Annotated in this window: 26 protein-coding genes; 8 read left to right on the top strand and 18 right to left on the bottom strand. The window is 64.8% G+C overall.

Annotated elements, in window-relative coordinates; all coding sequences use genetic code 11:
- Positions 1–12 precede the first annotated feature (12 nt).
- The 3 genes from HRU92_RS13490 (at position 13) to pyc (ending at position 5,136) form a co-directional block, all read left to right on the top strand.
- A complete protein-coding gene (locus HRU92_RS13490; protein ID WP_172121571.1) occupies positions 13–1,038 on the top strand; it encodes a glycine betaine ABC transporter substrate-binding protein in 1,026 nt (341 codons plus the stop codon).
- A gap of 147 nt (positions 1,039–1,185) precedes the next feature.
- Positions 1,186–1,602: a TIGR01244 family sulfur transferase gene (locus HRU92_RS13485; protein ID WP_127754766.1), complete on the top strand. Its 417-nt coding sequence runs from the start codon at positions 1,186–1,188 to the stop codon at positions 1,600–1,602.
- 93 nt (positions 1,603–1,695) lie between these two features.
- Positions 1,696–5,136, top strand: a complete 3,441-nt coding sequence (gene pyc / locus HRU92_RS13480) for a pyruvate carboxylase (protein ID WP_173088320.1) — start codon at positions 1,696–1,698, stop codon at positions 5,134–5,136.
- 70 nt (positions 5,137–5,206) lie between these two features.
- Here the strand turns inward: pyc and HRU92_RS20380 are convergent, their stop codons facing one another.
- A complete protein-coding gene (locus HRU92_RS20380) occupies positions 5,207–5,563 on the bottom strand; it encodes a YkvA family protein (RefSeq protein WP_206524657.1) in 357 nt (118 codons plus the stop codon).
- 115 nt (positions 5,564–5,678) lie between these two features.
- Here HRU92_RS20380 and ispG point away from each other — a divergent pair, with 115 nt between their 5' ends.
- Both ispG and HRU92_RS13465 read left to right on the top strand, forming a co-directional pair.
- Positions 5,679–6,920, top strand: coding sequence for a flavodoxin-dependent (E)-4-hydroxy-3-methylbut-2-enyl-diphosphate synthase (ispG, locus tag HRU92_RS13470; protein ID WP_173088318.1), 1,242 nt, complete (start codon positions 5,679–5,681; stop codon positions 6,918–6,920).
- Positions 6,917–7,054 (top strand): hypothetical protein, encoded by a 138-nt coding sequence (locus tag HRU92_RS13465; protein ID WP_164854910.1) that lies wholly within the window; start codon positions 6,917–6,919, stop codon positions 7,052–7,054. The genes ispG and HRU92_RS13465 overlap by 4 nt, the downstream gene beginning before the upstream one ends.
- On the opposite strand, the gene HRU92_RS13460 is transcribed toward HRU92_RS13465, so the two are convergent.
- The 6 genes from HRU92_RS13460 to rimM all read right to left on the bottom strand — a co-directional run bounded on the left by HRU92_RS13460 (position 7,051) and on the right by rimM (position 11,156).
- Positions 7,051–7,530, bottom strand: coding sequence for a YbaK/EbsC family protein (locus HRU92_RS13460; RefSeq protein ID WP_172121568.1), 480 nt, complete (start codon positions 7,528–7,530; stop codon positions 7,051–7,053). The genes HRU92_RS13465 and HRU92_RS13460 overlap by 4 nt on opposite strands.
- Before the next feature lie 7 nt (positions 7,531–7,537).
- Positions 7,538–8,173, bottom strand: coding sequence for an MOSC domain-containing protein (locus HRU92_RS13455; protein ID WP_172121567.1), 636 nt, complete (start codon positions 8,171–8,173; stop codon positions 7,538–7,540).
- Positions 8,174–8,176: 3 nt separating this feature from the next.
- Positions 8,177–9,079, bottom strand: coding sequence for a polyprenyl synthetase family protein (locus tag HRU92_RS13450; RefSeq protein ID WP_172121566.1), 903 nt, complete (start codon positions 9,077–9,079; stop codon positions 8,177–8,179).
- A 123-nt stretch (positions 9,080–9,202) separates the two neighbouring features.
- Positions 9,203–9,748, bottom strand: coding sequence for a 50S ribosomal protein L19 (rplS, locus tag HRU92_RS13445; protein WP_173088316.1), 546 nt, complete (start codon positions 9,746–9,748; stop codon positions 9,203–9,205).
- Between the two features lie 194 nt (positions 9,749–9,942).
- Positions 9,943–10,623 (bottom strand): tRNA (guanosine(37)-N1)-methyltransferase TrmD, encoded by a 681-nt coding sequence (gene trmD / locus HRU92_RS13440; RefSeq protein WP_172121564.1) that lies wholly within the window; start codon positions 10,621–10,623, stop codon positions 9,943–9,945.
- The gene (gene rimM, locus HRU92_RS13435) at positions 10,620–11,156 is read right to left on the bottom strand and encodes a ribosome maturation factor RimM (protein ID WP_127754758.1); all 537 of its coding nucleotides are present in this window, start codon (positions 11,154–11,156) and stop codon (positions 10,620–10,622) included. Before rimM ends, trmD begins: the two co-directional genes overlap by 4 nt.
- A gap of 125 nt (positions 11,157–11,281) precedes the next feature.
- On the opposite strand from rimM, the gene HRU92_RS13430 reads away from it, so the two are divergent.
- On the top strand, positions 11,282–11,674 hold the full coding sequence (locus HRU92_RS13430) for a hypothetical protein (RefSeq protein WP_172121563.1): 393 nt from the start codon (positions 11,282–11,284) through the stop codon (positions 11,672–11,674).
- Positions 11,675–11,677: 3 nt separating this feature from the next.
- Here the strand turns inward: HRU92_RS13430 and HRU92_RS13425 are convergent, their stop codons facing one another.
- From HRU92_RS13425 to htpX, 6 genes are all read right to left on the bottom strand, one after another.
- Positions 11,678–12,094, bottom strand: coding sequence for a metallopeptidase family protein (locus tag HRU92_RS13425; RefSeq protein ID WP_172121562.1), 417 nt, complete (start codon positions 12,092–12,094; stop codon positions 11,678–11,680).
- Positions 12,085–13,488 (bottom strand): 3-isopropylmalate dehydratase large subunit, encoded by a 1,404-nt coding sequence (leuC, locus tag HRU92_RS13420; protein WP_172121561.1) that lies wholly within the window; start codon positions 13,486–13,488, stop codon positions 12,085–12,087. The genes HRU92_RS13425 and leuC overlap by 10 nt, the downstream gene beginning before the upstream one ends.
- Positions 13,489–13,586: 98 nt before the next feature.
- Positions 13,587–15,179 carry a bifunctional phosphoribosylaminoimidazolecarboxamide formyltransferase/IMP cyclohydrolase gene (gene purH / locus HRU92_RS13415; protein WP_248307143.1) on the bottom strand — a complete coding sequence of 531 codons (1,593 nt, stop codon included), beginning with the start codon at positions 15,177–15,179 and terminating at the stop codon, positions 13,587–13,589.
- Positions 15,180–15,251: 72 nt separating this feature from the next.
- On the bottom strand, positions 15,252–16,865 hold the full coding sequence (locus tag HRU92_RS13410; protein ID WP_172121559.1) for a heparinase II/III family protein: 1,614 nt from the start codon (positions 16,863–16,865) through the stop codon (positions 15,252–15,254).
- 116 nt (positions 16,866–16,981) lie between these two features.
- Positions 16,982–18,217: an RsmB/NOP family class I SAM-dependent RNA methyltransferase gene (locus HRU92_RS13405; RefSeq protein ID WP_172121558.1), complete on the bottom strand. Its 1,236-nt coding sequence runs from the start codon at positions 18,215–18,217 to the stop codon at positions 16,982–16,984.
- 74 nt (positions 18,218–18,291) lie between these two features.
- Complete coding sequence (htpX, locus tag HRU92_RS13400) at positions 18,292–19,275, bottom strand: zinc metalloprotease HtpX (protein WP_173088314.1); 984 nt, start codon at positions 19,273–19,275, stop codon at positions 18,292–18,294.
- 92 nt (positions 19,276–19,367) lie between these two features.
- Here htpX and HRU92_RS13395 point away from each other — a divergent pair, with 92 nt between their 5' ends.
- Positions 19,368–19,598 (top strand): DUF1674 domain-containing protein, encoded by a 231-nt coding sequence (locus tag HRU92_RS13395; RefSeq protein WP_172121556.1) that lies wholly within the window; start codon positions 19,368–19,370, stop codon positions 19,596–19,598.
- A 252-nt stretch (positions 19,599–19,850) separates the two neighbouring features.
- On the opposite strand, the gene HRU92_RS13390 is transcribed toward HRU92_RS13395, so the two are convergent.
- Genes HRU92_RS13390 through ccmA form a run of 5 tightly spaced genes read right to left on the bottom strand, consistent with a single transcriptional unit; the run spans position 19,851 to position 22,625 of the window.
- Positions 19,851–20,384, bottom strand: coding sequence for a DsbE family thiol:disulfide interchange protein (locus tag HRU92_RS13390; protein ID WP_172121555.1), 534 nt, complete (start codon positions 20,382–20,384; stop codon positions 19,851–19,853).
- The gene (gene ccmD, locus HRU92_RS13385) at positions 20,384–20,557 is read right to left on the bottom strand and encodes a heme exporter protein CcmD (protein WP_172121554.1); all 174 of its coding nucleotides are present in this window, start codon (positions 20,555–20,557) and stop codon (positions 20,384–20,386) included. Before ccmD ends, HRU92_RS13390 begins: the two co-directional genes overlap by 1 nt.
- On the bottom strand, positions 20,554–21,318 hold the full coding sequence (locus HRU92_RS13380) for a heme ABC transporter permease (RefSeq protein ID WP_172121553.1): 765 nt from the start codon (positions 21,316–21,318) through the stop codon (positions 20,554–20,556). Before HRU92_RS13380 ends, ccmD begins: the two co-directional genes overlap by 4 nt.
- Before the next feature lie 9 nt (positions 21,319–21,327).
- Positions 21,328–21,993, bottom strand: coding sequence for a heme exporter protein CcmB (gene ccmB / locus HRU92_RS13375; protein WP_172121552.1), 666 nt, complete (start codon positions 21,991–21,993; stop codon positions 21,328–21,330).
- On the bottom strand, positions 21,990–22,625 hold the full coding sequence (gene ccmA, locus HRU92_RS13370; protein WP_248307142.1) for a heme ABC exporter ATP-binding protein CcmA: 636 nt from the start codon (positions 22,623–22,625) through the stop codon (positions 21,990–21,992). The genes ccmB and ccmA overlap by 4 nt, the downstream gene beginning before the upstream one ends.
- Before the next feature lie 153 nt (positions 22,626–22,778).
- Here ccmA and acnA point away from each other — a divergent pair, with 153 nt between their 5' ends.
- On the top strand, positions 22,779–25,469 hold the full coding sequence (gene acnA / locus HRU92_RS13365; RefSeq protein ID WP_172121551.1) for an aconitate hydratase AcnA: 2,691 nt from the start codon (positions 22,779–22,781) through the stop codon (positions 25,467–25,469).
- Positions 25,470–25,515: the final 46 nt, after the last annotated feature.

The following is a 25,515-nucleotide window of genomic DNA, read 5'->3' as shown; positions in this document are numbered from 1 at the left end:
AGAAACAGCAGCATGAAACAGTGGTGGACGAGTGCGCTCCTGGCGGCGACGGTGGTGTTGGGCACCAATCCCGCATTAGCGCAGGTCACAACGCTTGAGACCCCGGGCGGGACCGCATCCGCCCAGGCACCGGCGCCATCCACCTGCGGCAGCCAGCCCATGACGATTGCCCGCATGAGCTGGCCTTCGGCGGCGCTGCTGGCCGAGATCCATGCGCGGGTGTTGCGCGACGCCTTTGGCTGCCAAAGCCAGGTGCTGCCCGGCGACATGGCCAATGTGGGCTCGTCCATGGGTTCAACCGGGCAGCCGGCCATTGCGCCCGAGATGTGGGTCACGCGCATCGCCGAAGTGTGGAACACCGGATTGGAAGCGCAAAAGCTGCGCGCCGCCGGTGACACCTATGGGGAGGAAGCGTTCGAGGGCTGGTTCATCCCAGATTACGTGGCTGCGAGCCGTCCTGAGCTGGAAAGTGCGGCGGGCCTCGCCGAAGCGCTGCCTGCCTTGGGGGGCGATGGTCCGGTCAAGTTTATCTCCTGTCCAGCCGACTGGGCCTGTGCCCTGATCAACCGCAATTTGATCCGGGCGCTGGGCCTCGAGGACCTGCTCGAAGTGGTCGAGCCGGCCAACCGGTTCGAAATGGATACCCTGATCGCCTCGGCGGTGAGCGCCAAGGAGCCCTTCGTATTCTATTATTGGCAGCCCAATGCCGTTTTGGCGCAGTTTGACTTCGCCGGGCTCGACATGGGCGCCTATGACGAGGCGGCGGCGCAATGCCTGGCGCGACTCCAGTGCCCCGAACCCAAGCCGTCGGCCTTCGTGCCTGACGTCGTGGTGGGAGCTCTGGCCGAATGGGTGTTCACCGAAGCACCCCAGATTGCCGCCTATTTCAGTCGGGCCAGCATGCCGGTGTCGGAGATGAACACTCTCCTCGCCCAGATCAACGAACCCGGCGCCACGGTAGAAGCGGTGGCCGACCGGTTTGTGGCCGAGCGAGGCGAGCTGTGGCGCGATTGGGTTGGCACGCCGCCCGCGCCCTAGCGCTGGGCCCGCCCGCGCCCCGGCGCTGGGCCTGCCCCACCCCCCAGCGCGGTGCATGGCCCTTATCCTTCCGTCTTGGTTGCATGGCTTGCCGGGGCGGATATAGTTCGCCCATGCCCCTAGTCGGGCGCCAGCAGGAGCAGAGCCTTGGATTTGAAGCGGATCAACGATCGCATTACCGTATCGGGCCAGATCAATCCCGAAGATGTAGCAGCGCTCAAGGCCGCGGGGTTCACCACCATCATCAATAACCGCCCGGATGGGGAATCGCCCGACCAGCCGGAAGGCGCCGCCATCGCCGCCGCCGCCGAGGCTGCCGGCCTCGTCTATCACGCCATTCCCCTTGGGCGCGAAGGCGTGTCGCCCGACATGGTGGAACAGACCCAGGCCGCGATTGCCGCCAGCCCCGGTCCCGTTTTCGCCTTTTGCCGCTCGGGCACGCGTTCGACGACGCTGTGGGCGCTGTCCCAAGCCGGTCAACAGGATGCGGGCGAGATCATCCGCCAGGCCGGGGAAGCGGGCTATGACATGTCCCACCTCGCCGGACATCTGAACAGCAAGTGATTGCGCATTGGGGTCCCGGTTCAACCGGGGCCCCTTTGCATTTCTGAGCCGCGTTGTTGCGCCCCAATCCCCTCTGGCCGGGAATTTAAATCGATGCCAATCAAGAAAATCCTTGTTGCCAATCGCAGCGAGATCGCCATTCGCGTGTTCCGGGCCGCCAATGAACTCGGGCTCAAGACCGTTGCGGTGTTTGCCGAAGAAGACAAACTGGCGCTGCATCGCTTCAAGGCCGACGAGGCCTATCTGATCGGGGTGGGCAAGGGGCCCGTCGAGGCCTATCTGCAGATCGACGAATATATCCGGGTGGCGCGCCTGTCGGGCGCCGATGCCATCCACCCCGGCTATGGGCTCCTCTCGGAAAGCCCGGAATTCGCCGATGCCTGCGAGGCGGCCGGGATCGTTTTCATCGGCCCCAAGGCGCAGACCATGCGTGATCTCGGCAACAAGGTTGCCGCCCGCAACATGGCGATCGCCGCCGGAGTGCCGGTGGTGCCGGCCACCGACGCGCTGCCCGACGACCTCGGTGCAATCAAGGCCATAGCGGCCGAGATCGGTTATCCGCTGATGCTGAAAGCCAGCTGGGGCGGGGGCGGGCGCGGCATGCGCCGGATCATGGATGAATCAACGCTGCTGGCCGAGGTCTCGGAAGGCAAGCGCGAAGCCAAGGCGGCCTTTGGCAAGGACGAGATGTATCTTGAAAAGCTCGTCGAACGGGCCCGCCATGTCGAGGTGCAACTCGTGGGGGATGATCACGGCAATCTCGTGCATCTTTTCGAGCGCGACTGCTCGGTGCAGCGGCGCAACCAGAAAGTGGTGGAGCGCGCGCCCGCCCCGTACCTATCGGAAGAGGTGCGCACCAAGCTCACCGATGCGGCGCTGCGGCTGGGCAATGCCGCTCGCTATCGCGGCGCGGGCACGGTCGAGTTCCTGATGGATGCCGACACCGATGAGTTCTACTTCATCGAGGTCAATCCCCGCATCCAGGTGGAGCATACGGTCACCGAGGAAGTGACGGGCATCGACATCGTCAAGGCGCAGATCAAGCTGCTCGACGGGGCGGTGATCGGCACCCCGGAATCAGGCGTGCCCCTCCAGGCCGACATCAAGCTGCATGGCAATGCCATCCAGTGCCGGGTGACGACGGAAGATCCCGAGCAGAACTTCATTCCCGATTATGGCCGGATCACCGCTTATCGCGGTGCCACCGGCTTTGGCGTGCGCCTCGATGGCGGCACGGCTTATGCGGGGGCGGTGATCACCCGCTACTACGACCCGCTGCTGGAAAAGGTCACCTGCTGGGCCCCGACGCCCAAGGAAGCCATTGCCCGCATGCATCGCGCCCTGCGCGAGTTCCGTATCCGGGGCGTATCGACTAACCTGGCCTTTCTCGAAAACATCATCACCCACCCAGATTTCGTCGAGAACCGCTATACGACGCGCTTCATCGACACGACGCCGGCGCTGTTCGACATTGCCCGCCGCAAGGACCGGGCGACCAAGCTCCTCAGCTACATCGCCGATGTGACGATCAACGGGCATCCCGAAGTGCGCGACCGCCCGCGTCCGCCCGCCGATGCAGCGGCCCCTGTCGTGCCGCAGTTCGCGCCGCCTGCCGCAGCCGAAGGCAGCCGCCAGGTGCTGGAGCGCGAAGGGCCAAAGGGCCTTGCCGAGTGGATGAAAGGGCAGAAACGCGTCCTCTTCACCGACACCACGATGCGCGATGCGCATCAAAGCCTGCTCGCCACGCGGATGCGCTCGTTCGACATCACGCGGGTGGCGCAGGCCTATGCCAATGGGCTGCCGAACCTGTTTTCGCTGGAGTGCTGGGGCGGGGCGACCTTTGATGTCGCCATGCGCTTCCTCAATGAAGACCCCTGGGAGCGGCTGGCGCAAGTGCGCGATGGCGCCCCCAAAATCCTGACGCAGATGCTGCTGCGCGGCTCCAACGGCGTGGGCTACACCAATTACCCCGACAATGTGGTGCGCTTCTTTGTGCAGCAGGCCGCCAAGGGGGGCGTGGATGTGTTCCGCGTCTTTGATTGCCTCAACTGGGTCGACAATATGCGCGTCGCCATGGACGCGGTGCTCGAGGCCGACAAGGTCTGCGAAGGCGTGCTCTGCTATACCGGGGACATGCTGGACCCCGACCGGTCCAAATATGACCTCAAATACTATGTGGCGCTGGCCAAGGAATTGGAAGCGGCCGGCAGCCATGTGCTGGGCATCAAGGACATGGCTGGCGTGCTCAAGCCCGCCGCCGCGCGCAAGCTCGTGGCAACTCTGAAGGACGAAGTGGGTCTGCCCATTCACCTCCACACCCACGACACCTCCGGTGCAGCCGCCGCGACGGTGCTGGCGGCGGTGGAAGCAGGCGTTGATGCGGTGGATGCGGCGATGGATGCCCTGAGTGGCACGACCTCGCAGCCCACACTCGGCTCGCTCGCGGCAGCGCTGGCGGATGGCGAGCGCGACAGCGAGCTCGACGCCAAGGCCATCCGGCAGATCTCGTTTTACTGGGAAGCCGTGCGCACGCAGTATCGTGCCTTTGAAAGCGATCTGCGCGCGGGGGCTTCGGAAGTCTATCTGCATGAAATGCCGGGCGGGCAGTTCACCAATCTCAAGGAACAGGCCCGCTCACTTGGCCTCGAAACCCGCTGGCACGAGGTCGCCCAGACCTATGCCGACGTCAACCAGATGTTCGGCGATATCGTCAAGGTCACGCCCAGCTCCAAGGTCGTGGGCGACATGGCTCTTGCCATGGTCTCGGCCGGCCTCACGCGCGCCGAGGTGGAAGACCCCAGGCGCGACATCGCCTTCCCCGATTCGGTGGTGGGGTTCTTTGCCGGCGATCTCGGCCAGCCGCCCGGCGGCTTTCCGCCTGCCTTGCAGAAAAAGGTGCTGAAGGGCCGCGAGCCGCTGACCGAACGGCCGGGCTCCTATCTGCCCCCGGTGGATCTGGAAGCCGAGCGGACCCGCATTGCCGAGGAAGTGGGGCACGAGGTCGATGATTATCGCCTGGCGTCAGCGCTGATGTATCCGAAAGTCTTTGCCGACTTCGCCAAGACCCAGGACCGCTACGGTCCCACCGCAGTGCTGCCCACCCCGGTGTACTTCTATGGGCTGGTTGAGGGCCAGGAACTGCTCGTCGACATCGAAAAGGGCAAGACGCTGGTGGTCAACTATCTCGGCCGCGCGGAAACCAACGAGAAGGGCGAAGTGCGGGTGTTCTTTGACCTCAATGGTCAGCCGCGCACCATCACCGTGCCCGATCGCCTCAAGGCCGGCGAGGTCAAGCTGCGCGCCAAGGCGGCGCTGGGGGATAGCAAGCAGGTCGGTGCGCCCATGCCCGGGGTGATCTCGACCCTCGCGGTCAAGGAAGGGCAGTCGGTGTTTGCCGGGGATGTGCTGTGTTCCATCGAAGCCATGAAGATGGAAACCGCCATTCATGCCGAAGCCGATGGCGTCGTCGCCGAAGTGCTGGTCAAGCCGGGAGATCAGATCGACGCCAAGGACCTGCTGGTGCGCATGGAGTAGCCGCGGAAGCGATCCCGCGGCTCGATGGAGCTACTTCTGCCGCTGTCCCGGCTTGAACCGGGCCAGTGGGTCAAAGCCGGCGGGCCTTGCCGTCGATGACATTGCCCTGAGTAGGACGAGCGGCGCGGGCACCGGCCCGGGCCTTTTCGCCGCGCACTTCGAGCGGCAGCATACCGACGATCCAGCTTACCAGCAGGGGCACGATGACCATGTCATCGACGATGCCAAGGAAGGGCAGCACGTCGGGGATCAGGTCGACCGGACTGATCAGGTACAGCGGCACCAGCAGCATGGCGAATTTGAGCGCCAGCGGCGTTTCCGCGTGCCGGAAGCCGCGCCAAAGCAGCAGCAGTTCCTTGCGGAAGATAAAGAACCGGCCCACGGTGAAGCGACCGAGCAAATTGAGGGGCGAGAAGAGGTTTTTCATCATAGCTCTTAAATGGCCCTGGCTCGCTTTAGTTCAAGACCTCCCCGTTCACGTAAGCGTCGGATTGCGCTTGTAGGCTGCTCGCCTTATTTGTGGCTCAGCAAAGAGGTGTTTCATGTCGGGCCCGGCACTGCGCAGGCAATCGGTTGGAGTCAATGTTGGCGGGGTCCTGGTCGGCGGGGGCGCACCGGTCGTGGTGCAATCCATGACCAATACCGATACCGCCGATATCGATGCGACCGTGCGGCAGGTGATGCAGCTGGCGCGAGCGGGCTCCGAAATCGTTCGGATCACCGTGGACCGCGACGAGTCGGCGGCGGCCGTACCGCATATTCGCGACCGCCTGGCCTTCATGGGCTATGACGTGCCGCTGGTGGGTGACTTCCACTATATCGGCCACAAGCTTCTTACGGATCACCCGGCCTGCGCCGAGGCGCTGGCGAAATACCGCATCAATCCGGGCAATGTGGGCTTCAAGGCCAAGCGCGACACGCAGTTCTCGACGCTGATCGAGCTCGCCATTCGCTACAACAAGCCGGTGCGGATCGGGGTCAATTGGGGCTCGCTCGATGAAGAGCTGCTCACGCGGCTGATGGACGAAAACGCGATTTCAGCGGCGCCGATTTCGGCCGCCGCCGTGCAGCGCGAGGCGATTATCCAGTCGGCCCTGCTGTCGGCGCGCCGCGCCGAGGAAATTGGGCTCGGGCGCGACAAGATCATCCTCTCCACCAAAGTCAGTGATGTGCAGCATCTGATCGCCGTCTATCAGGATCTGGCGGCACGCTGCGATTATGCGCTCCATCTCGGGCTGACCGAGGCAGGCATGGGCTCCAAGGGCATTGTGGCCTCCTCGGCCGCGCTTGGCATTCTCCTCCAGCAGGGGATTGGCGACACGATCCGCATTTCGCTGACCCCCGAGCCGGGTGGGGATCGCACCACCGAGGTCAAGGTGGCCCAGGAGCTGCTGCAGACCATGGGGTTCCGCCAGTTTCTGCCGGTGGTGGCTGCGTGCCCGGGCTGCGGGCGCACCACCTCCACCACGTTCCAAACGCTGGCCAAGGACATCCAGGATCACCTCTCCGCCTCCATGCCCGAATGGAAGGAACGCTATCCCGGCGTTGAAACCATGTCGGTCGCGGTGATGGGCTGCATCGTCAATGGCCCGGGTGAATCCAAGCACGCCAATATCGGCATCTCGCTGCCCGGCACCGGGGAAACCCCGGCGGCGCCCGTCTTCGTCGATGGCCAGAAGGTTGCGACGCTGCGCGGAGCCGATGTCGCCGACCAGTTCAAGGTGATGGTGGCCGATTATATCGAGCGCAAATTCGGTGCCGGCCAGCAAACGGCGGCGGAATGACTGAAGAGTCTGAGGAGCGGCAAGGGCGCCGCAGCGCCCTGCAGCTGCTTTATGGCAACAAGCGGCGCTGGATCTATATCGGTGCCCTGATCGTGGCGCTGCTCGTGCTCAAGGCGCTGGGAGTGCTCGACTAGGGCGTGACCGCCTCGGGGACAAGGCAGGCATCCACCCATTGGTTGCCGCAGAGTTCGGCCAGCCGCTCGACGCTGAGGCGCACCGAGGAATGGGTGTCCCCGCCGGCCGGAATGACTTCGTCATAGATCTTGAGCGATTGATCGAGGAAAATCGGCAGCGGCTGGGGCAGGCCGAAGGGGCAAACGCCGCCCACCTTGTGGCTCGTGAGCTGCTCCACCTCCTCGGCTCCCAGCATGCGGGGGCGGCCGCCGAGCGCGGTTTTGGCCTTGGTGTTGTCGAGCCGCGCATCGCCACGCGTCACGAGTAGCAGCACTTCCCCCCTCACCCGGATGCACAGCGTCTTGGCGATCTGTCCGGGCGCGCAGCCATGCACCGCCGCCGCCAGATCGACCGTTGAGGTCGCCTCGGTCGTTTCGATGATGGGCAGGTCGGGGGCACGCAGCGCCAGGTCGGCGCGGACAGATTGCAGGGTCATGAAATCCTCAGAACAGGCGGGCGAGCCGCGAGGCGAAATCGTCGCGCAGCTTGTGGTGCAGGGGCGCCGCAAGCGCGCGGCGCAGGATGGATGGATTGGGATCGCGCACCCCGTCCAGCGCCATCAGTTCGGCGACGGTGATGCGGGCCCCGGCAAAGGGGGTGTAGGTGACCGCCATTCCCGCGGCGACTTCGCCAGTCGCCAGCACGCGGCAATAGGCGCCGGGGCGGTTGGCGCGATGAAAGCGCTTGGCCCAGCGCGGATCGCCCATGCGGGCGCTGAAGGTCAGGCAGGGCGTGCGGTGGGAGGTGACTTCGAGCTCCACCGCCCCGAGGCCGAAGCGATCACCGACGGCGATGGCGCGACCTTCGAAGCCCTCGAGCAGCAGGTTTTCGCCGAAGGTACCGGGCAGGGGCTCATCGCCCAGTTCTCCGGCCCACCAGCGATAATCGTCGGCGAAATAAAGGTAGACCGCCTGATCGACGCCACCATGATGCTTGCGGTCCATCACCGCATCGCCGGCCAAGCCGAGCGTGTCGATGGCGACAGGGTCCTCCACCGCGGTCTTGAAGATGCCGGTCTTGGCCTTCTTGCCCGGGATCGGCTGGGGCGTTCCGCAGCAGACGGCAAGCAACTGGGGCACCCGCTAATGCTCCCGGCTGGCGAAATAGCGGGCCGTGGCGCGCAAGCCGTCGGCTTTGGGGCCGAAGGTGCGCAGGGCCAGCAAAGCCTCGTTGACGGTGCGCGACAGGGCCGTGCGAGCCCCATCAAGTCCAAGCGAGGCCACAAGGGTCTGCTTGCCCGCCTCGGCATCCTTGCCGGTGGCCTTGCCCATGATTTCGGGCGAGGCGGTGACATCGAGAATATCGTCGGCGAGCTGGAAGGCGCGACCGGCCGCTTCGGCATAAGCGGTGAGGGCCGAAAGGGCGCGGCCATCGGTCGTGCCGAGCAGGGCTCCGATCCGCACGCTGGCGCGGATCAGGGCGCCGGTTTTCATCGCCTGCATAGTGGCAATTTCGGTAGGGGTCAGGGAAGCGCCTTCGCCGGCAATGTCGCGCATTTGCCCCCCAACCATGCCCCCAGCGCCGCTCCCGGCAACGAGCTCCCCAACCAGGGCAATGCGCACCGCAGGATCGGGATGGCATTCGGGGCTGGAAAGGAGCCCAAAAGCATGGGTGAGGAGCGCATCTCCCGCAAGGATCGCGGTGGCGTCGTCATAGGCCTTGTGCACGGTGGGGCGGCCGCGGCGCAGATCATCGTCATCCATGGCTGGAAGATCGTCATGCACCAGGGAATAGCAATGCACCAGTTCCACCGCGAGGCCCGCCATCAGCGATTGGGCAGGTGGCACATTGAACACCGCCGAGGCCTGGCGCACGAGCAGGGGCCGCAGCCGCTTGCCGCCGGCGAGGCTGCCGTGGCGCATGGCAGCGATCAAGCGCTCGGGAGCCGGGCCGGGGCCCGAAAGGCGGGTCGCACCGAGCGCCCGATCCAGCGCGGTTTCCACGGCAAGCGCACAATCGGCAATGTCGGCGGCAAAATCGTACATGGGTTTGTTGCTAGCCGTTCGCCGCCCAAGCGGCAAGGGGGCGGGGGATGCGAGGCGCACCCGGCAAAACAAAGGCCCGGCTGGTGGCCGGGCCTTTGCAGAAATGGGGAGGAGGTCGTGAGCTTATTCGCTCTTGGTCTCGGCAGCAGCGGCTTCCTGCTCGGCAGCAGCAGCAGCGGCTGCAGCTTCCGCGTCCTTGGCAGCCTGCTCGGCGGCAAAAGCCTCGGCAGCGGCGACCTTTTCGGCGTCACGCGCATCGCGAGCAGCCTGGGCCGCCGTACGCTCTTCAGCCTCGATCTTCTTGGTGCGGGCGTTGGTCGATTCGAAAATACGGGCCGACTTGCCGCGACGATCGCGCAGGTAATAAAGCTTGGCGCGACGCACCTTGCCGCGCTTGAGCACTTCAACCGAAGCGATATTGGGCGAATAAAGCGGGAACACGCGTTCCACGCCTTCACCATAGGAAATCTTGCGCACGGTGAAGCTGGCGGTCAGGCCGCCACCGTTGAGAGCGATAACGACGCCTTCGTAGGCCTGCAGACGCTCTTTTTCGCCTTCGCGGATCTTGACCCACACCTTGACGGTATCGCCATGGGTGAATTCGGGAAGAGTGCGCTTGGCGGCGAGCTGCTCAACATGCTCAGCATTGAGCTGCTGGATGATATTCATGATCCGTCCTGATCTTTTCACTGGGGCAGTTGTTCGAGCCTTGCGGCGCGATGCCCGGTCTTGGTTACAACGGAGAGTTTGGTCTTCTTGTTGTCGTCGGCAGCGGGTCCGATAGCCCACCGTCCAGTCGTGGCGGCGCTATAGGGGATTTTTGCCACAAAGTCCAGTCGTCCCGGGCACATCCGGCACCCCGTTCAATCCAGCAGGTCCGGGCGCCGCGCCCGGGTCAGCTCCAGGCTTTGCGCGTGCCGCCATTCGCGAATGCGCTTGTGGTCGCCCGACAGCAGAACGGATGGGATTTCGGATCCTTCCCAGCTCTGCGGGCGGGTATATTGGGGATATTCGAGGAGCCCGTTTTCAAAGCTTTCCTCGGCATGACTGTCCGCCCCGCCGAGCACGCCTGGGATCAGGCGCACCACGGCTTCGAGCAGCACCATGGCCGCAACTTCCCCGCCCGCGAGAACATAATCGCCGATGGAGATTTCCTCGAGCTGACGATGCTCGATCACGCGTTGGTCGATCCCCTCGAAGCGACCGCAAAGGATCACGGCGCCCGGGCCCAGCGCCAGTTCGCGCGCCCGCTTTTGCGTCAGCGGCGCGCCGCGCGGGCTCATCAGGATACGCGGGCGCGGATCCCCAGAGGGCGTCACGGCATCTATGGCGCGCGCCACGATATCGGGTTTGAGCACCATGCCGGCGCCGCCCCCCGCCGGAGTGTCGTCCACGGTGCGGTGCCGGTCGGTGGCGAAATCGCGCAGCTGGGTGGCCTTGAGCGACCACAGCCCATCATTGAGCCCGCGCCCCAGCACGGAAGCGCCGAGGGGCCCCGGAAAGAGATCGGGAAACAGGGTGATGATCTCAGCCGAAAAGCTCAATCGGGCTCTTCCTCGCCCTCGGGTGCATCGAGGGGAACCACGATGGTGAGATAGCCGTCGCCCAGCCGGACATCGGGCACAACGGCCTTGGTGAAGGGGTAAAGAAAAGTGTCGCCGGAAACGGGATCGCGGATTTCGATCAGATCGCCGGCGCCAAAATTGGGCAGCGCCACGACGGTGCCGAGCACGGTGCCATTTTCCAGCCGCGCTTCCAGGCCCAAGAGGTCGGCGTGGTAGAACTCGTCCTCATCATCGTGCTCGGGCAGGCGAGCCCGGTCGATAAACAGCGACACGCCATTGAGCGCTTCGGCGGCATTGCGGTCGGCAATGCCTTTGAGGCGCGCAATGGCAACATTGTTCTGCAGGCGCAGGGCCTCGATGGTGATGGTGAGGCCGGGGCGATCGGTTTCGAGGGCGCCATACTGGGCAATGGACTGGGGTTCGGCGGTAAAGGTGGCGATGCGCACCTCGCCCTTGATGCCGTGTGCGGCCCCGATCTTGCCAAGCAGCAGGCGGTTATTGGTTGGGGTCATGGCTTACCTCGCTGGGGATGGCTCCCCATAGCAGGCGGCACGACGCTTGGGAATTGCCTGCGAGGGGAGCGGGAACCAAGGGGGCGTCCGGCAATTGTGCACACACAGTTGAAAGGAGCCCAGCAATGGCGAGAGTTCTGAGCGGTCGGGAAGAAATCCGGCAATGGACGCAGGCGCGAGCCGGCAACCCCATCATGATGGAAACGCCCGATGTGCGCGAAAGCCGCTATTTGCTGCAGCTGACCTTTGGCCAGCATGCGCTCAATGCCGAGCGCAATGAGGGGCCGGACGTGAACCCCTATGGCGGCTGGGAGCTGGTGGATTGGGATGACTGGTTCGTGCAGCTGGACAAGCAGCGCCTCGCCTTGCGCGTCAATGAGGACGAGCCCGGCACGCTCAGCAATGATTATGAATTCGTCCCGCGTGAGGGCAGCGAGGAAGACCAGACCACCGACGCCGCCCGCAAGCCGGCCGCGATCACGGTGCAGTCGCCCAATCCGGACGACCGGGCGTCCTAGTCCCTAATTACTGGCGTTGTCGATGGCGTCCAGGTCGTCGTCGGAAAAGCCGAAATGGTGGCCGATCTCGTGCACCAGCACGTGGGTGATGATCTCGCCCAGCGTGTCGGTGTCGTTTTCGGCCCAGAAATCGAGAATGGCGCGGCGATAAAGCGTCACATTATTGGGCATCTGCCCGGTCTGGGGCACGGCACCGTCCTCGGTCAGGCCAATGCCCTGGAACAGCCCCATCAGCTCATAGGGGCTTTCCATGCCAAAGCCTTCGAGCACATCGTCCTCGGCCCATTCGGCCACCGAACAGGTGACATCGGCCGCAAGGGTCTTGAACGGCTCGGGAAGGCCCGCAAGGGCTTCGCGGGCCAAAGCTTCGAAATCATCGAGGGAGGGCGCCAGGCGCTCTCCCCAGGGATTTACTGCCACTCGCGGATATCAACGAAATGGCCGGCAATGGCGGCCGCGGCGGCCATGGCGGGCGACACCAGATGGGTGCGGCCCTTGAAGCCCTGGCGGCCTTCGAAATTGCGGTTGGAGGTCGAAGCGCAGCGCTCCTGGGGCTTGAGCTTATCGGGGTTCATAGCGAGGCACATCGAGCACCCCGGTTCACGCCATTCAAAGCCAGCAGCCTTGAAGATCTGGTCCAGCCCTTCGGCTTCGGCCTGATCCTTGACGAGGCCCGAGCCGGGCACGACCATGGCCGAAACGCCGGCAGCCACCTTGCGGTCACCGATCACGGCGGCGGCAGCGCGCAGATCCTCGATGCGGCCATTGGTGCACGAACCCACAAACACGCGCTCCACCGGAATATCGGTGATCTTGGTGCCGGGCTTGAGGCCCATATAGTCGAGCGCCCGCCACTTGGAGGCGCGCTTGTTTTCGTCGGCGATGTCGTCGGGATTGGGGACGACGCCGGTCACCGAGATCACGTCCTCGGGCGAGGAGCCCCAGGAAACGATCGGGGGCAAGTCGGCGGCATTGAGCACCACGACCTTGTCGAAATGGGCGCCTTCGTCGGTGTAGAGCGTCTTCCAATAGTCGAGCGCCATGTCCCAGGCCTGGCCCTTGGGCGCGCGGTTGCGGCCCTGAACATAATCAAAGGTGGTCTGGTCAGGCGCGATCAGGCCGGCGCGGGCGCCGCCCTCGATCGTCATGTTGCAGACCGTCATGCGGCCTTCCATCGAGAGAGCCTGGATGGCTTCGCCGGCAAATTCGATGACGTGGCCATTGCCGCCAGCGGTGCCGATCTCGCCGATGATCGCCAGGATGATGTCCTTGGCGGTGACATGGGGCGGCAGCTTGCCATCCACGCGCACCAGCATGTTCTTGGCTTTTTGCTGGATCAGGGTCTGGGTCGCCAGCACATGCTCGACTTCCGAGGTGCCGATGCCATGGGCCAAAGCGCCAAAGGCACCGTGGGTCGAGGTGTGGCTGTCGCCGCACACAATGGTCATGCCGGGCAGGGTGAAGCCCTGTTCGGGGCCCACGATGTGCACGATGCCCTGGCGCTTGTCGAAGGGGTCGAAATATTCGATGCCGAAATCGCGGGTGTTCTCGGCCAGCGCGGCGATCTGGATGGCGCTTTCCGGGTCGGGATTAGGCAGCGAACGGTCGGTGGTGGGGACATTGTGGTCCACCACCGCCAGGGTGCGCTCGGGATGGCGCACCTTGCGCCCGTTCATGCGCAGCCCCTCAAAGGCCTGCGGGCTCGTCACTTCGTGCACGAGATGCCGATCGATATAGATCAGCGAAGTGCCGTCAGCATTGTTCTGGACCAGGTGGTCGTCCCAGATTTTGTCGTAGAGCGTGCGGGGTGCCATGGGCGAGCGTTCCGGATAGGGGCTGTACTTTGGAGCCGTTCTAAGCCCAAGCCCCCGCACCGGTCAAGCAGAACCGTACCCGAGAGTACGGTTACTGTTCAGTGACGGAAATGGCGCATGCCGGTGAGCACCATGGCGATACCCGCGGCATCGGCCGCAGCGATCACCTCATTGTCGCGCATCGAGCCGCCGGGCTGGATCACCGCAGTGGCGCCAGCCGCAACCAGCGCTTCGAGGCCGTCGGCAAAGGGGAAAAAGGCATCGGAGGCCACGACGGAGCCCTGGGTCAGCGCGCCATCGATCCCGGCGGCCTGGGCGGCGTCGATCGATTTGCGATGGGCAACGCGGGCGGAATCCACCCGGCTCATCTGCCCCGCGCCAATGCCTACGGTAGCGCCATCCTTGACGTAAACAATGGCATTGGACTTGACGTGCTTGGCGACCAGGGCGGCAAGCTTGAGGTCGCGCATTTCGGCCTCGGTGGGCGCGCGCTGGGTGACGACCTGAAGCTCGCAATCATTCACATTGCGATTGTCACGCCCCTGCACGAGCAGGCCACCGGCGACTGAGCGGACGGTCAGCCCATCGGCCTTGGGATCGGCCACGCCGCCGGTCAGCAGCAGGCGCAGGTTCTTCTTGGCGGCAATGATGGCTTCCGCTTCCGGCGAGGCAGAAGGGGCGACGATCACTTCGGTGAAGGTCTTGACGATTTCCTCGGCCGCCGCCGCATCGAGCGGCTGGTTGGTGGCGACAATGCCGCCAAAGGCGCTGACCGGGTCGGTGCGCAGCGCCGCGCGATAAGCCGAGAGCAGATTGGGGCCAACGGCAACGCCGCAAGGATTGGCATGCTTGATGATGGCAACAGCCGCGGTCTCGGCGGGGTCGAACTCGCTTACGAGCTCAAAGGCTGCATCGGTGTCGTTGATGTTGTTGTAGCTCAGGGTCTTGCCCTGCACCTGCCGGGCGGTGGCGACGCCGGGGCGGTTTTCGCCCGTGGTGTAGAATGCCGCCCATTGATGCGGGTTTTCGCCGTAGCGCATGACTTCGCGCAAGGTCCCGGCAAAGGCGCGATAGGGGATTTCGGGATAATCGAGCGTCTGGGCAAACCAGGCGGAAATGGCGCTGTCATAGGCCGCGGTGCGGGCATAGGCCTTGGCGGCGAGCTTCTGGCGGAGGCTAAAGGGCACGCCGCCAGTAGCGCGCACCGCTTCGAGAATGGCGGGGTAATCGGCCGGGTCGACCACCACAGTTACGAATGCATGGTTCTTGGCCGCCGAGCGCACCATGGCGGGGCCGCCAATATCGATGTTCTCGATGATCGCGTCATAGCCCGCGCCCGAGGCCACGGTCTGCTCGAAGGGGTAGAGATTGACGGCGACGAGGTCGATCGGCCCGATGGCGTGCTCGCTCATCGAAGCGGCATGTTCCGGATTGTCGCGCACCGCCAAAAGGCCGCCATGCACCTTGGGGTGGAGGGTCTTGACGCGGCCATCCATCATTTCGGGAAAGCCGGTGAGGTCGGCAATCTCGCGCACCGGCAGGCCGGCCTCGGCGATCAGGCGCTGGGTGCCGCCAGTGGACACCAGTTCCACCCCCGCTTCGGCAAGGCCCGAGGCAAACTCGACCATGCCGGATTTGTCGAACACCGATAGCAGCGCCCGGCCGATCTTATGTGTGTTGCCCGCGTCCATCGGTTTTGCCCCTATATCTGGTGTTTGCCGGGTGCTCGCTAGCATGAAGCGCCCGCATGCGCCAACCGCCTGTCAGTTCTGGCGGGTGAAGATCCAGGCGATCTCCGTGCCAGCAGCGGCCTGTGCCTCGAGCACGAGTTGGCGTGTACGCACCAAGCCCAAGGAGGCAGACTGGCGCACGGAATCGTCTTCGTAAAGGCTCGCGCCTTCCCACAAAAAGCTCCACACTTCGCCATTGGGGAGAACAAGCCGCGCAACGCTTTCTTCCGAAACCCGGTGCACCACCGTGCCGGGCCCGAGATGAAAGCGCAGGCAGAGCACGCCACTGGGCGTGCCCTGCGCAATCAGGCGATCCTGGCCGACCAGGGTTTCGCCATCCCCAATCAAGGTGATCTGGCGTTCGATGTCGACCCCGAAGCGGCGGCGATAACCGGCCGTGGTGAGGGTGAGCGCGTTTTCCGCCAGTTCCAGCTTTGGCTTGGGAAGGGGCCCGCGACGGCCGACGGCACCGGATGGTTCGGGATCCTGGCCGTCAATGGTCGGGCCCGAATGGGCAACGGCTTGCCGGAACGAAGCTTCGCCGCCGGGCAGATCGGCAGGAGCTGGGCCGCAATTGCCCACCAGCAGCGCGTTGCCGGTCGAGAACTCGAAGGCCAGCGGGCTGCGATGCGCCTGGGCGGCAAAGTCCGGTGCAGGCGCGGGACCGGTATCGGCCACCAGAACCGCGTCGCCGGCGCGCAAAATGCCGTAGCCGCCGAGCAGCATGCTGCGCCGCCGCAGCGGCGGGCCGTCGGATTGCACGGCGATCAGGATGTCGTGGGGCAGCTGGCCGCAGCCCTGGAAATAAGCCGGCTCGCCCGTGCCCAGGGTCAGGGCATCAAGGCACATATGCATGCGATCGATCTGAGCGGCCAATTCGGCCGTAGCTTCGGTCTTGGGGCCCAGGGGCGCGCGGCGCACGCTTGAAAGCTCCACCAGCAATTGCAGCTGAAGCCGACTATTACGCGAGCGATGCAGCCCGTCCCGGTCGAGCTGTTCGGCCAAAAGCGCGTTGAGCCGCCGCAGCCGCGCGGCCAGATCGGTGCTGCCCTCGGCATCGCAGGCGGCGGCGCCCAAAAGCGCAATGCCCGCAAACAGCGCATCAACCGGATCGCTCGCCAGCCCTTCGCGCACCTTGAGGCTCTGGATCTGGGCGCCAAGGGCGCGCTGGATAGTGCGGGACTGCTCGGGGGTGGCGCCATCGAGCAGCATATTGAGGTGGCGCAGCCAATTGAGCACGCGCTGCGCGCAGATCGTGGGAGCCCAGCTCGGGCGGGCAAAGCCGCCATCGCGCTCGATCCAGTCCAGCACCAGGGTGCGGGCGAAAAACCGCTCGCCGGGGTCGCGCAGGTCACGGAAATGGCGCAGCCAGGAAAAGCTCTGCAGGTTCTGCCACCATTCCAGGTGCTCGGGCGGCTCGGCAAAGGGCGAGGTGCCGCCGGTCTGCACCAGCTTGGAGGCCAGCAGATAACGCCCCGCCATCATGTCGCGTACGGCCTCCGCATCGGCCGGACGCAGTTCGGGCAGGTTGCCGCTCCAGCTATTGTCGGCCAGGCTGCGCCAGGTCCAGCGCACAGCCGGAAGCGTGACCACACGGTCGGCCAGCCCAAGAGCCGCACGGCGGGCGTGATGAACCAGTGGAATCACGGCGGGGCGCTCCCTTGTGGCAGGGAGCGATATGGGTCCGCCGGGGCGGCTAATGGCTGCAACGAGTTCATGCCTCAAAGGCGCTAGGTGATTTGCGCGACTTTCCGGCGGCCATTCTAGGAGCGGCGGCGGAATCGCGCCACGAAGAAACCGTCCATTCCCCCGTTTTGCGCGCCTGGTGCCATGCCCGGATGCGTGCGCACCGTTCCTTCTGACGTGATGGCTTGGGGCAAGCCAGGCAATTGCTCTGCTGTAACCGGCAGCAGTTCAAGTTCGGGCAGGTTGGCCAGCACCCATGCGGCCTGTGCTTCGCCTTCGTCAGGTTCGAGCGAGCAAACGCAATAGATCAGCACGCCGCCGGGCGCGAGGCACTTGGCGGCATTGCGCAGGAGATTGCGCTGCAAGCGGACGCGCCCGGCAATGTCGCTGAGCGAGCGGTGCCACAGCACTTCGGGGTGACGCCGGAAAGTGCCGGTCGCCGAACAGGGGGCATCGAGCACGATGCCGGCAAAGGGCTCTTCGGGCGCATAGGTGGTGGCATCGGCCACGACGGTTTGCGCGCTATAGTCGAGGCGCTCGAGATTGCCGGCGAGGCGCTCCATGCGTTTGGCATCGGCGTCGAGCGCGGTGACTGCATAGCCGGCCTTGACCAGCTGGGCGGTCTTGCCGCCCGGCGCGGCGCAAAGGTCGAGCACGCGCGAATTCGCGGGCAGGTCGAGCAGGCGCGCTGGGATCGCGGCGGCAGCATCCTGCACCCACCAGCGCCCGTCGCTATATCCTGGCAGGGCTTCCACCGGCTTGTCGCGCGCATCGATCCGCACGCTGTCGGCCATCAGGGGGACGGCGCCCAGCGCATCGCGCAGTTCGGGGTCGTCATGCTTGAGCGTCAGGTCCAGCGGTGCGCCGGCCAAAAGCGCGGCTTCAAAGGCAATGATGGCGTCTTCGCCATAGGCGGCCAGCCAGGTGTCGCCAAAGGTCTCGGGCAGCAGCAAATCGTCCGACAGCATGCTGAACTTGGCCGAATTGGCCTGCGCGGTGCGCAACACGGCATTCATCAGCCCGGCCAGGTGGCGCGCCTTGGGATCACGCTTGACCGCCTCGACCGCAAGAAACAGCGCGCTATGGGCGCCCAGATCGGGCAGGAAAATCAGCTGCGCGACCGACAGGCGCAGCACGGCTTCGAAGGTGCCTGATTTGCCCGGCATGCCCTTGTCGAGCAGGGCATGGAGAATGAAGTTGAGCTGGCCGTGGCGGCGCAGCGCCGTGGTAATCAGCCGGTTGGCGAGAGCGCGGTCGCGCCCGTCAGCCAGATCGGCAGGGCCCAGGGGCGCGAAATGTTCGCCCGCGAGCACGCCCCGCAGGCGCTGCGCGGCAACGAGGCGAAGCTTGAGGCCGGCCGGTTCAGGTTTGTGCGTCTTGATTTGTTTTATCCCCAGGGGCCGCGATCACCGGGATTGTCCCGGCCGGCCGACGGCGCGCGCCAGGTGGCACCGCCAGGCGCCGGACGGCGTGGCGAAGCCGACCAGGGCCCGCGCGCCGGCCGGGGGTCCTTATCAACCACCTGAAGCTGCGCTGCAAGCTGCTGGAGCTGGGCAATGCGGTTGCCCGTATCGGGGTGGGTGGAGAAGAGATTGTCCATGCGCTGCCCGGACAGGGGATTGATGATATACATATGGGCCATCGCGGGGTTGCGTTCGGCTTGAACATTGACCTGCCGCCCGGCAAGGGTGGCGATCTTGGCCAGCGCCGAAGCCAGCGCCAGGGGATCGCCCGAAATGGCGGCGCCATCCTTGTCGGCCTCGTATTCGCGGGTGCGGCTCACCGCCATCTGCACGATCATCGCCGCAACCGGCGCCAGGAACACCATCAAGAGCGCGCCGATGCCGCCCAGCGGATTGTCGCGATTATTGCCGCCGCCGAAAAACAGGCCGAACTGGGCCAGGGCCGAAATGGCGCCGGCAAAGGTGGCGGTGATGGTCATGGTCAGGGTATCGCGCGAGCGGATATGGGCCAGCTCATGGGCGACCACGGCAGCGACTTCGCGGGTATCGAGTTGCTGCAGGAGGCCCGTGGACACCGCCACGGCCGCATTCTGCGGATTGCGCCCGGTGGCAAAGGCATTGGGCTGGTCGGTCTGGATCACATAAACAGCGGGAGTGGGGATGCCGGCCTTTTGCGAGAGGATGTCGACCATCTCATAGAGTTGAGGCACCTGGCTGCGCTCCACCGGAACGGCGTTCTGCATGCGCAGCACCATTTTGTCGGAGTTCCAGTAGCTGAACAGATTGGTCAGCAGCGCAAAGCCAAAGGCCATCATCATGCCCGAGCTGCCACCAATGAAATAGCCGACCACCATGAACAGCGCCGTCAGCGCCGCCAGCAGGCCAAAGGTGCGAAGCGTGTTGTACATGGTGCCTCTTGGGTTTGCGTGTCTGGCCAATTATGTTGGGTGCGATCCGGTTGCATGCAAGGCGCCGGGGCCCAAGCCTTGGGAGAAGCGCAATGAACGACAATGAGCCAAATGCCCCAGAGCCGTCCGCGACTGCCCCCGAGCCCGCGCCGCGCCCGCCCCTGTCTCCTGCCGCGCAACGGGCTCTGGCGGAAGCCGAAGCGCGCCGCGCCGAGATCGACCGCCTTGCGGCCCAGAACCCGGCCGAAAAAGGCGGCCGCGGCGGCCTCGAGCCGGTGCGCTACGGGGACTGGGAGATCAAGGGTTTAACCAGCGATTTTTGAGGGTGCTTTCCTGAGGTTCAAACGCTTGGGTATGGCGGCACGATAGTGCGCTTCACCACGACCCCCTCCCTCGATCCCTCCCCTCAAGGGGGAGGGAAGGCCGGCCTTCAAGGCCGGATACAAACACTGGAGAGCTAGAGCCTCACGGCTGGACTCCGGATCCGCGGCTCTATGCCTCCCTCCCCCGTGAGGGGAGGGCCGGGCGACTTCTATCGCGGAGGGCGCTTCGCGACGGATGCAGAACCCTAAACTTTACCCCCGTGCAGCCGCGATCGCCGGCAGCAGTTCCTGTTCGAGGCTGGTGGGGGTCAGGGGGCCGACATGCTTGAAGGTAATGACCCCTTGCGGGTTGACCACAAAAGTTTCGGGCACGCCATAAACACCCCAATCGATCGAGACGCGCCGGTCGCGGTCGGCGCCGACCGCATCATAGGGATTGCCCAGTTCGGCCAGAAAGGCGCGGGCATTTTCGGGGGCGTCGGCCTGGTTGATGCCAAAGAGCCGGATATCGCCACTGTCCTTGAGGCTGGTCAGCAGCGGGTGCTCGGCGCGGCAAGGGATGCACCAGGAGGCAAACACATTGACCACCGTGACCCCGCCGGTGAGGTTTTCGGTGGCAAAGCCGGGCACGCCGAGGTCCGGCACCGCTTCGAGGGCGAAGCTCGGCGCGGGTTTGTCGATCAGCACCGAGCGCACCAGCGAAGGGTCGCGGTTCATGGTGCTGGCGAAGATCGCGACGAGACCGGCGAGCAGCAGCAGCGGCAGGGCAAACAGGAGGAAGCGCATCAGGCGGCCGGCTCGGCCGAGCGGCGACGGATGCCACGCGCTTCGAGGTCCTTGAGCCGCTGCTCGGTGCGGCGGGCGTCCCAGAGGGTCCAGCCGATCAGCGCGGCCACGACAAGCGCAACACCAAGATAGGCGCAAACGATAAAGAGCGCGTGGGGTCCCAGATCGATCATGCGTCTGCCGCTCCCTGGGCTGCCCGGCGCTCGAGCGTAGCGACGCGCCGGCGCTTGATCTCGGTGTGCATGGCCTTGAGCTGGAGCGTGATGAACAGCAGCGTAAAGGCAAAGAACATCACGAAGAGCGGCGTCAGGATGGACGGCGGCATGCGCGGCCCGTCGGCGCGAAAGACGCTGGCGGGTTGATGGAGCGTCGACCACCAATCCACCGAGAACTTGATAATGGGTATATTGACCGCACCCACGAGGGTGAAGACGGCAATCACCCGGGCGCCGCGCAGCTGGTCGTCAAAGGCGCGCCAGAGCGCAATAATGCCGAGATAGATGAACAGCAGGACCAGCGTCGAGGTCATGCGCCCGTCCCATTCCCAGAACGTACCCCAGGTCGGGCGGCCCCAGAGCGAGCCGGTAAAGAGCGCCAGCGCTGTAAAGCAGGCGCCCAGGGGCGCGGCGGTCTTCATCGCCACATCGGCCAGCGGGTGGCGCCAGACCAGGGTGCCCAGCGCCGAAACGGCCATGGTCGCGTAAACGAATTGGCTCAGCCATGCGGTGGGCACATGCACATACATGATGCGCACGGTGTCGCCCATCTGGTAGTCCTGGGGCGAGTTGAACAAGGCGAACCACAGCCCAACCAGGAACAGGAGCGCGGTGGCCACGGTGAGTGGCCAGAGCAGCGGGCGCGTCCAGGCGACGAACTGCCCGGGATGGGCAATCCGGTTCCACCAGCGCTGTTTGGGTGCGGTTGCAAGCGTCATGGGGCTCAACTAATCCTCGCTCGCACTTATCGCAAGACCCGCAGCAAAGGGCGCAGTGGCGCAGGCGATGAGGCTAATCGCCGCGAGAAACAGCAAGGCGCTGCCGGATTGATCCGGTCCAGGCCCAGCCGGAATGGCGCCAACGCCAAAGATCAGCACCGGCACCGAAAGGGGCGCGATGAGGATCGGGGCCAGCAAACCGCCCCGGCCGATCCCCACCGTTATCGCCGCGCCGATAGCACCAAAAGCGGCAAGCGCCGGCGTGCCCACCAGCAGCGACAGCAGGGTGCGCCAAAAGCTCGCAAGGTCCATAGATAACAAGATTGCCAGCAGCGGGCTGGCAAGAAGCAGCGGCAAGGCCGCGAGCAGCCAGTGCGCCAGCAGCTTGGCGGCGATGATCGCCGGCATAGGGAGCGCCGCCTGACGCAAGAGCAGCAGGGTGCCATCCTCATGGTCGGGCCGGAACAGCCGATCGAGCCCGAGCAGCATGGACAAGAACGCCGCGATCCAGATCATGCCCGGCGCAAGCCGGGCGAGCAGCGCCTGGTCGGGACCAACGGCAAAGGGCACAACGACGCCCACGATTACAAAAAAGAGGACGAGCGTCAGCACATCGCCACCCCCGCGCAGAGCGAGGCGCAGGTCGCGCCCGAGCGCCGCCGCAAAACCGCTCATCGGCTCGGCTCCAGGGTCAGGGTGGTGATCCGCGTGGGATCGGCGAGGGCGAGTTCGTCATGGGTGGCGGCCACGACAATGCCGCCGCTTTGCAGTTGCGCATCGATAAGGCCGGCAACCAATGCCTGACCCTGCCGGTCGAGCGCGGCGGTGGGTTCATCAAGGAGCCACAGCGGGCGCGGCGAGACCAGCAGCCGGGCCAGCGCCAGGCGCCGCCCCTGCCCGGCCGACAGATAGCCGGCATCGAGCCGGGCCAGGGCGCCCAGGCCCACCTGTTCCAGCGCATCGGGCACCGGCAGGCCATCGCCGCCGTTCAGCGCGGCCCAGAACTGCAGGTTTTCTTCGACGCTCAGCCGCGGCTTGACCGCGTTGCGGTGGCCGCAGAAATGGAGAAATGGCCCCTCGTCGGGATCAACGCCGTCGAGCGCAAGGCTGCCCGCTATGGGCGCTACTACGCCCGCGAGCGTCAGCAGCAGCGTCGTCTTGCCCGCGCCATTGGGTCCGCGCAGCAGCAGCGCCGTGCCCGGTTCGGCCAAGAGGTCCAAAGGCTGGCCAAGGGGCGTGCCGCCCCGTCCGCATTGAAGGCCTTGGGCGCGCAGATGCAGGGCTGGAAACACTTGCCGAGGGGACATGGCCCCATCTCGTATTGAACTAAAGGCGGCACTGGCAAGGGTAATCTTTGTTGGATATAAGCCCTCTAGATTGGAGTCATTCCAGGAAAGGCGACGTCTTTGGGCGGTTGCCCGGCCCGTTGGCCGCACGCCCCGCGTTCGCCGCAACGCTAGATGACAGGGCGGAACACCGTGACCTCACTGAACAGCTTCAACGCCAAATCGACCCTTGAGGTCGGCGGCAAGCGCTACACCTATTATTCCATCGCCGAAGCCGAAAAGAACGGGCTGGAGGGCGTTTCCGCGTTGCCCCATTCCATGAAAGTGGTCCTGGAAAACCTGCTGCGCTTCGAAGATGACCGCACCGTCACCAAGGCCGATATCCTGGCTGTGGCCGAATGGCTCAAGACGCGCAGCACCGAGCACGAGATTTCCTATCGCCCGGCGCGCGTGCTGATGCAGGACTTCACCGGCGTTCCGGCCGTGGTGGATCTGGCCGCGATGCGCGATGCGACCGCCAAGCTCGGCGCCAATCCGCAAAAGATCAATCCGCTGGTGCCCGTCGATCTCGTGATCGATCACTCGGTGATGGTCGACAGCTTTGGCACGCCGATGGCCTTCGAGCAGAATGTCGAGCTCGAATATGAACGCAATGGCGAACGCTACGAGTTCCTGCGCTGGGGCCAGTCGGCCTTCGACAATTTCCGCGTCGTGCCCCCCGGCACCGGCATCTGCCACCAGGTCAATCTCGAATATCTCGCCCAGACCGTGTGGACCCGCGAAGAGAACGGCGAGATCGTCGCTTATCCCGATACGCTGGTGGGTACCGATTCCCACACCACCATGGTCAATGGCATGGCTGTGCTGGGCTGGGGCGTGGGCGGCATCGAGGCCGAGGCAGCGATGCTCGGCCAGCCCATCACCATGATGATCCCCGAAGTCGTGGGCTTCAAGCTTACGGGCAAGATCAACGAGGGCATCACCGCCACCGACCTCGTGCTGACCGTCACCGAAATGCTGCGCAAGAAGGGCGTGGTCGGCAAGTTCGTCGAGTTCTATGGCCCGGGTCTCGACTACCTCAGCCTCGAAGACCAGGCGACCATTGCCAATATGGCCCCTGAATATGGCGCCACCTGCGGCTACTTCCCCGTCGATGCCGATACGCTGAAATACCTCACCACTTCGGGCCGCGACCCGCAGCGCGTGGCGCTGGTTGAGGCCTATAGCAAGGCCCAGGGCATGTTCCGCGACACCAATTCGCCCGATCCGGTGTTCACCTCGACCCTCGAGCTCGATCTTTCCACCGTCGTGCCCTCGATCTCGGGTCCCAAGCGCCCGCAAGACCGTATCGTTCTGACCAATGCCAAGCAGGCCTTTATCGAAGGGCTGCCCAAGGAATTCGGCAAGACCGAGGACACCCGCGTTCCCGTGGAAGGCGAAGAGTTCAGCATCGGGCATGGTGATGTGGTGATCGCCGCCATCACCTCTTGCACCAATACCTCCAACCCATCGGTGCTGGTGGCTGCCGGTCTCGTTGCCCGCAAGGCACGCGCCCTCGGCCTCAACTCCAAGCCTTGGGTCAAGACCTCGCTGGCCCCCGGCTCGCAGGTGGTGACCGACTACCTCACCGCCGCGAACCTTCAGGCCGATCTTGATGCCCTTGGGTTCAACCTTGTCGGCTATGGCTGCACCACCTGCATCGGCAATTCGGGCCCGCTGCCGGCCGCCATCTCCAAGGCGATCCAGACCGGCGACGTGGTGGCTGCGTCGGTGCTGTCGGGTAATCGCAATTTCGAAGGCCGCGTCAATTCGGATGTGAAGGCGAACTTCCTCGCTTCCCCGCCGCTCGTTGTGGCCTATGCCATTGCCGGCTCGATGAATGTCGACATCACCACTGAGCCGCTGGGCATCGGCTCGAACGGCCAGCCGGTTTATCTGCGCGATATCTGGCCCACCAATCACGAGATCGCCGAGATCGTGCGCACCCATGTGACGCCTGAAATGTTCAAGCGGCGCTATTCGGATGTGTTCAAGGGCGACGACAACTGGCAGGCCATCGCCATCGAAGGCGGCGAAACCTATGGCTGGAACAGCTCCTCGACCTATGTGCAGAACCCGCCCTATTTCGAAGACATGGACATGACCCCCAAGCCGGTGACCGATATCAACGGCGCGCGGGTGCTGGCCCTGTTCCTTGACTCGATCACCACCGACCACATCTCCCCGGCCGGCTCGTTCAAGCCCTCCACCCCGGCGGGCCAATATCTGCAGGAGCACCAGGTCGCCCCGCGCGATTTCAACTCCTATGGCGCCCGGCGCGGCAACCATGAGGTGATGATGCGCGGCACTTTTGCCAATATCCGCATCAAGAACCAGATGCTGCCGGGCGTTGAAGGTGGCTTCACCAAGGGTCCCGATGGCTCGCAGATGCCGATCTATGATGCGGCCATGGCCTATCAGGGCCAGGGCACGCCGCTCGTGATCTTTGCGGGTAAGGAATATGGCACGGGCTCATCGCGCGACTGGGCGGCCAAGGGCACCAATCTCTTGGGCGTTAAAGCCGTGATCGCGCAGAGCTTCGAGCGTATTCACCGCTCCAACCTTGTGGGCATGGGCGTGATCCCGCTGCAGTTCAAGGACGGCGAGAGCTGGCAGACGCTGGGGCTCGACGGCACCGAAACCATCGACATCGTCGGGGTGGAAAACCTGGCTCCCCGTGCTATTGTGCCGGTCAAGATCACCCGCGCCGACGGCACAAGCTTTATCATCGAAACCCGTTGCCGCATCGATACGGCCAACGAGCTCGATTACTACAAGAATGGCGGCATCCTGCACTATGTGCTGCGCAGCCTCGTGGCCGCATAAGGGTTCATTCCCGCGCCAGATAATTCTTGATGGCGGCCCTTGGGGG

This window comes from Devosia sp. 1635, assembly GCF_013185955.1.
Classification (GTDB): Bacteria; Pseudomonadota; Alphaproteobacteria; order Rhizobiales; family Devosiaceae; genus Devosia.
The sequence above is the reverse complement of the archived record's forward strand: the minus strand, read 5'-3'. Positions and strand labels throughout refer to the sequence as shown.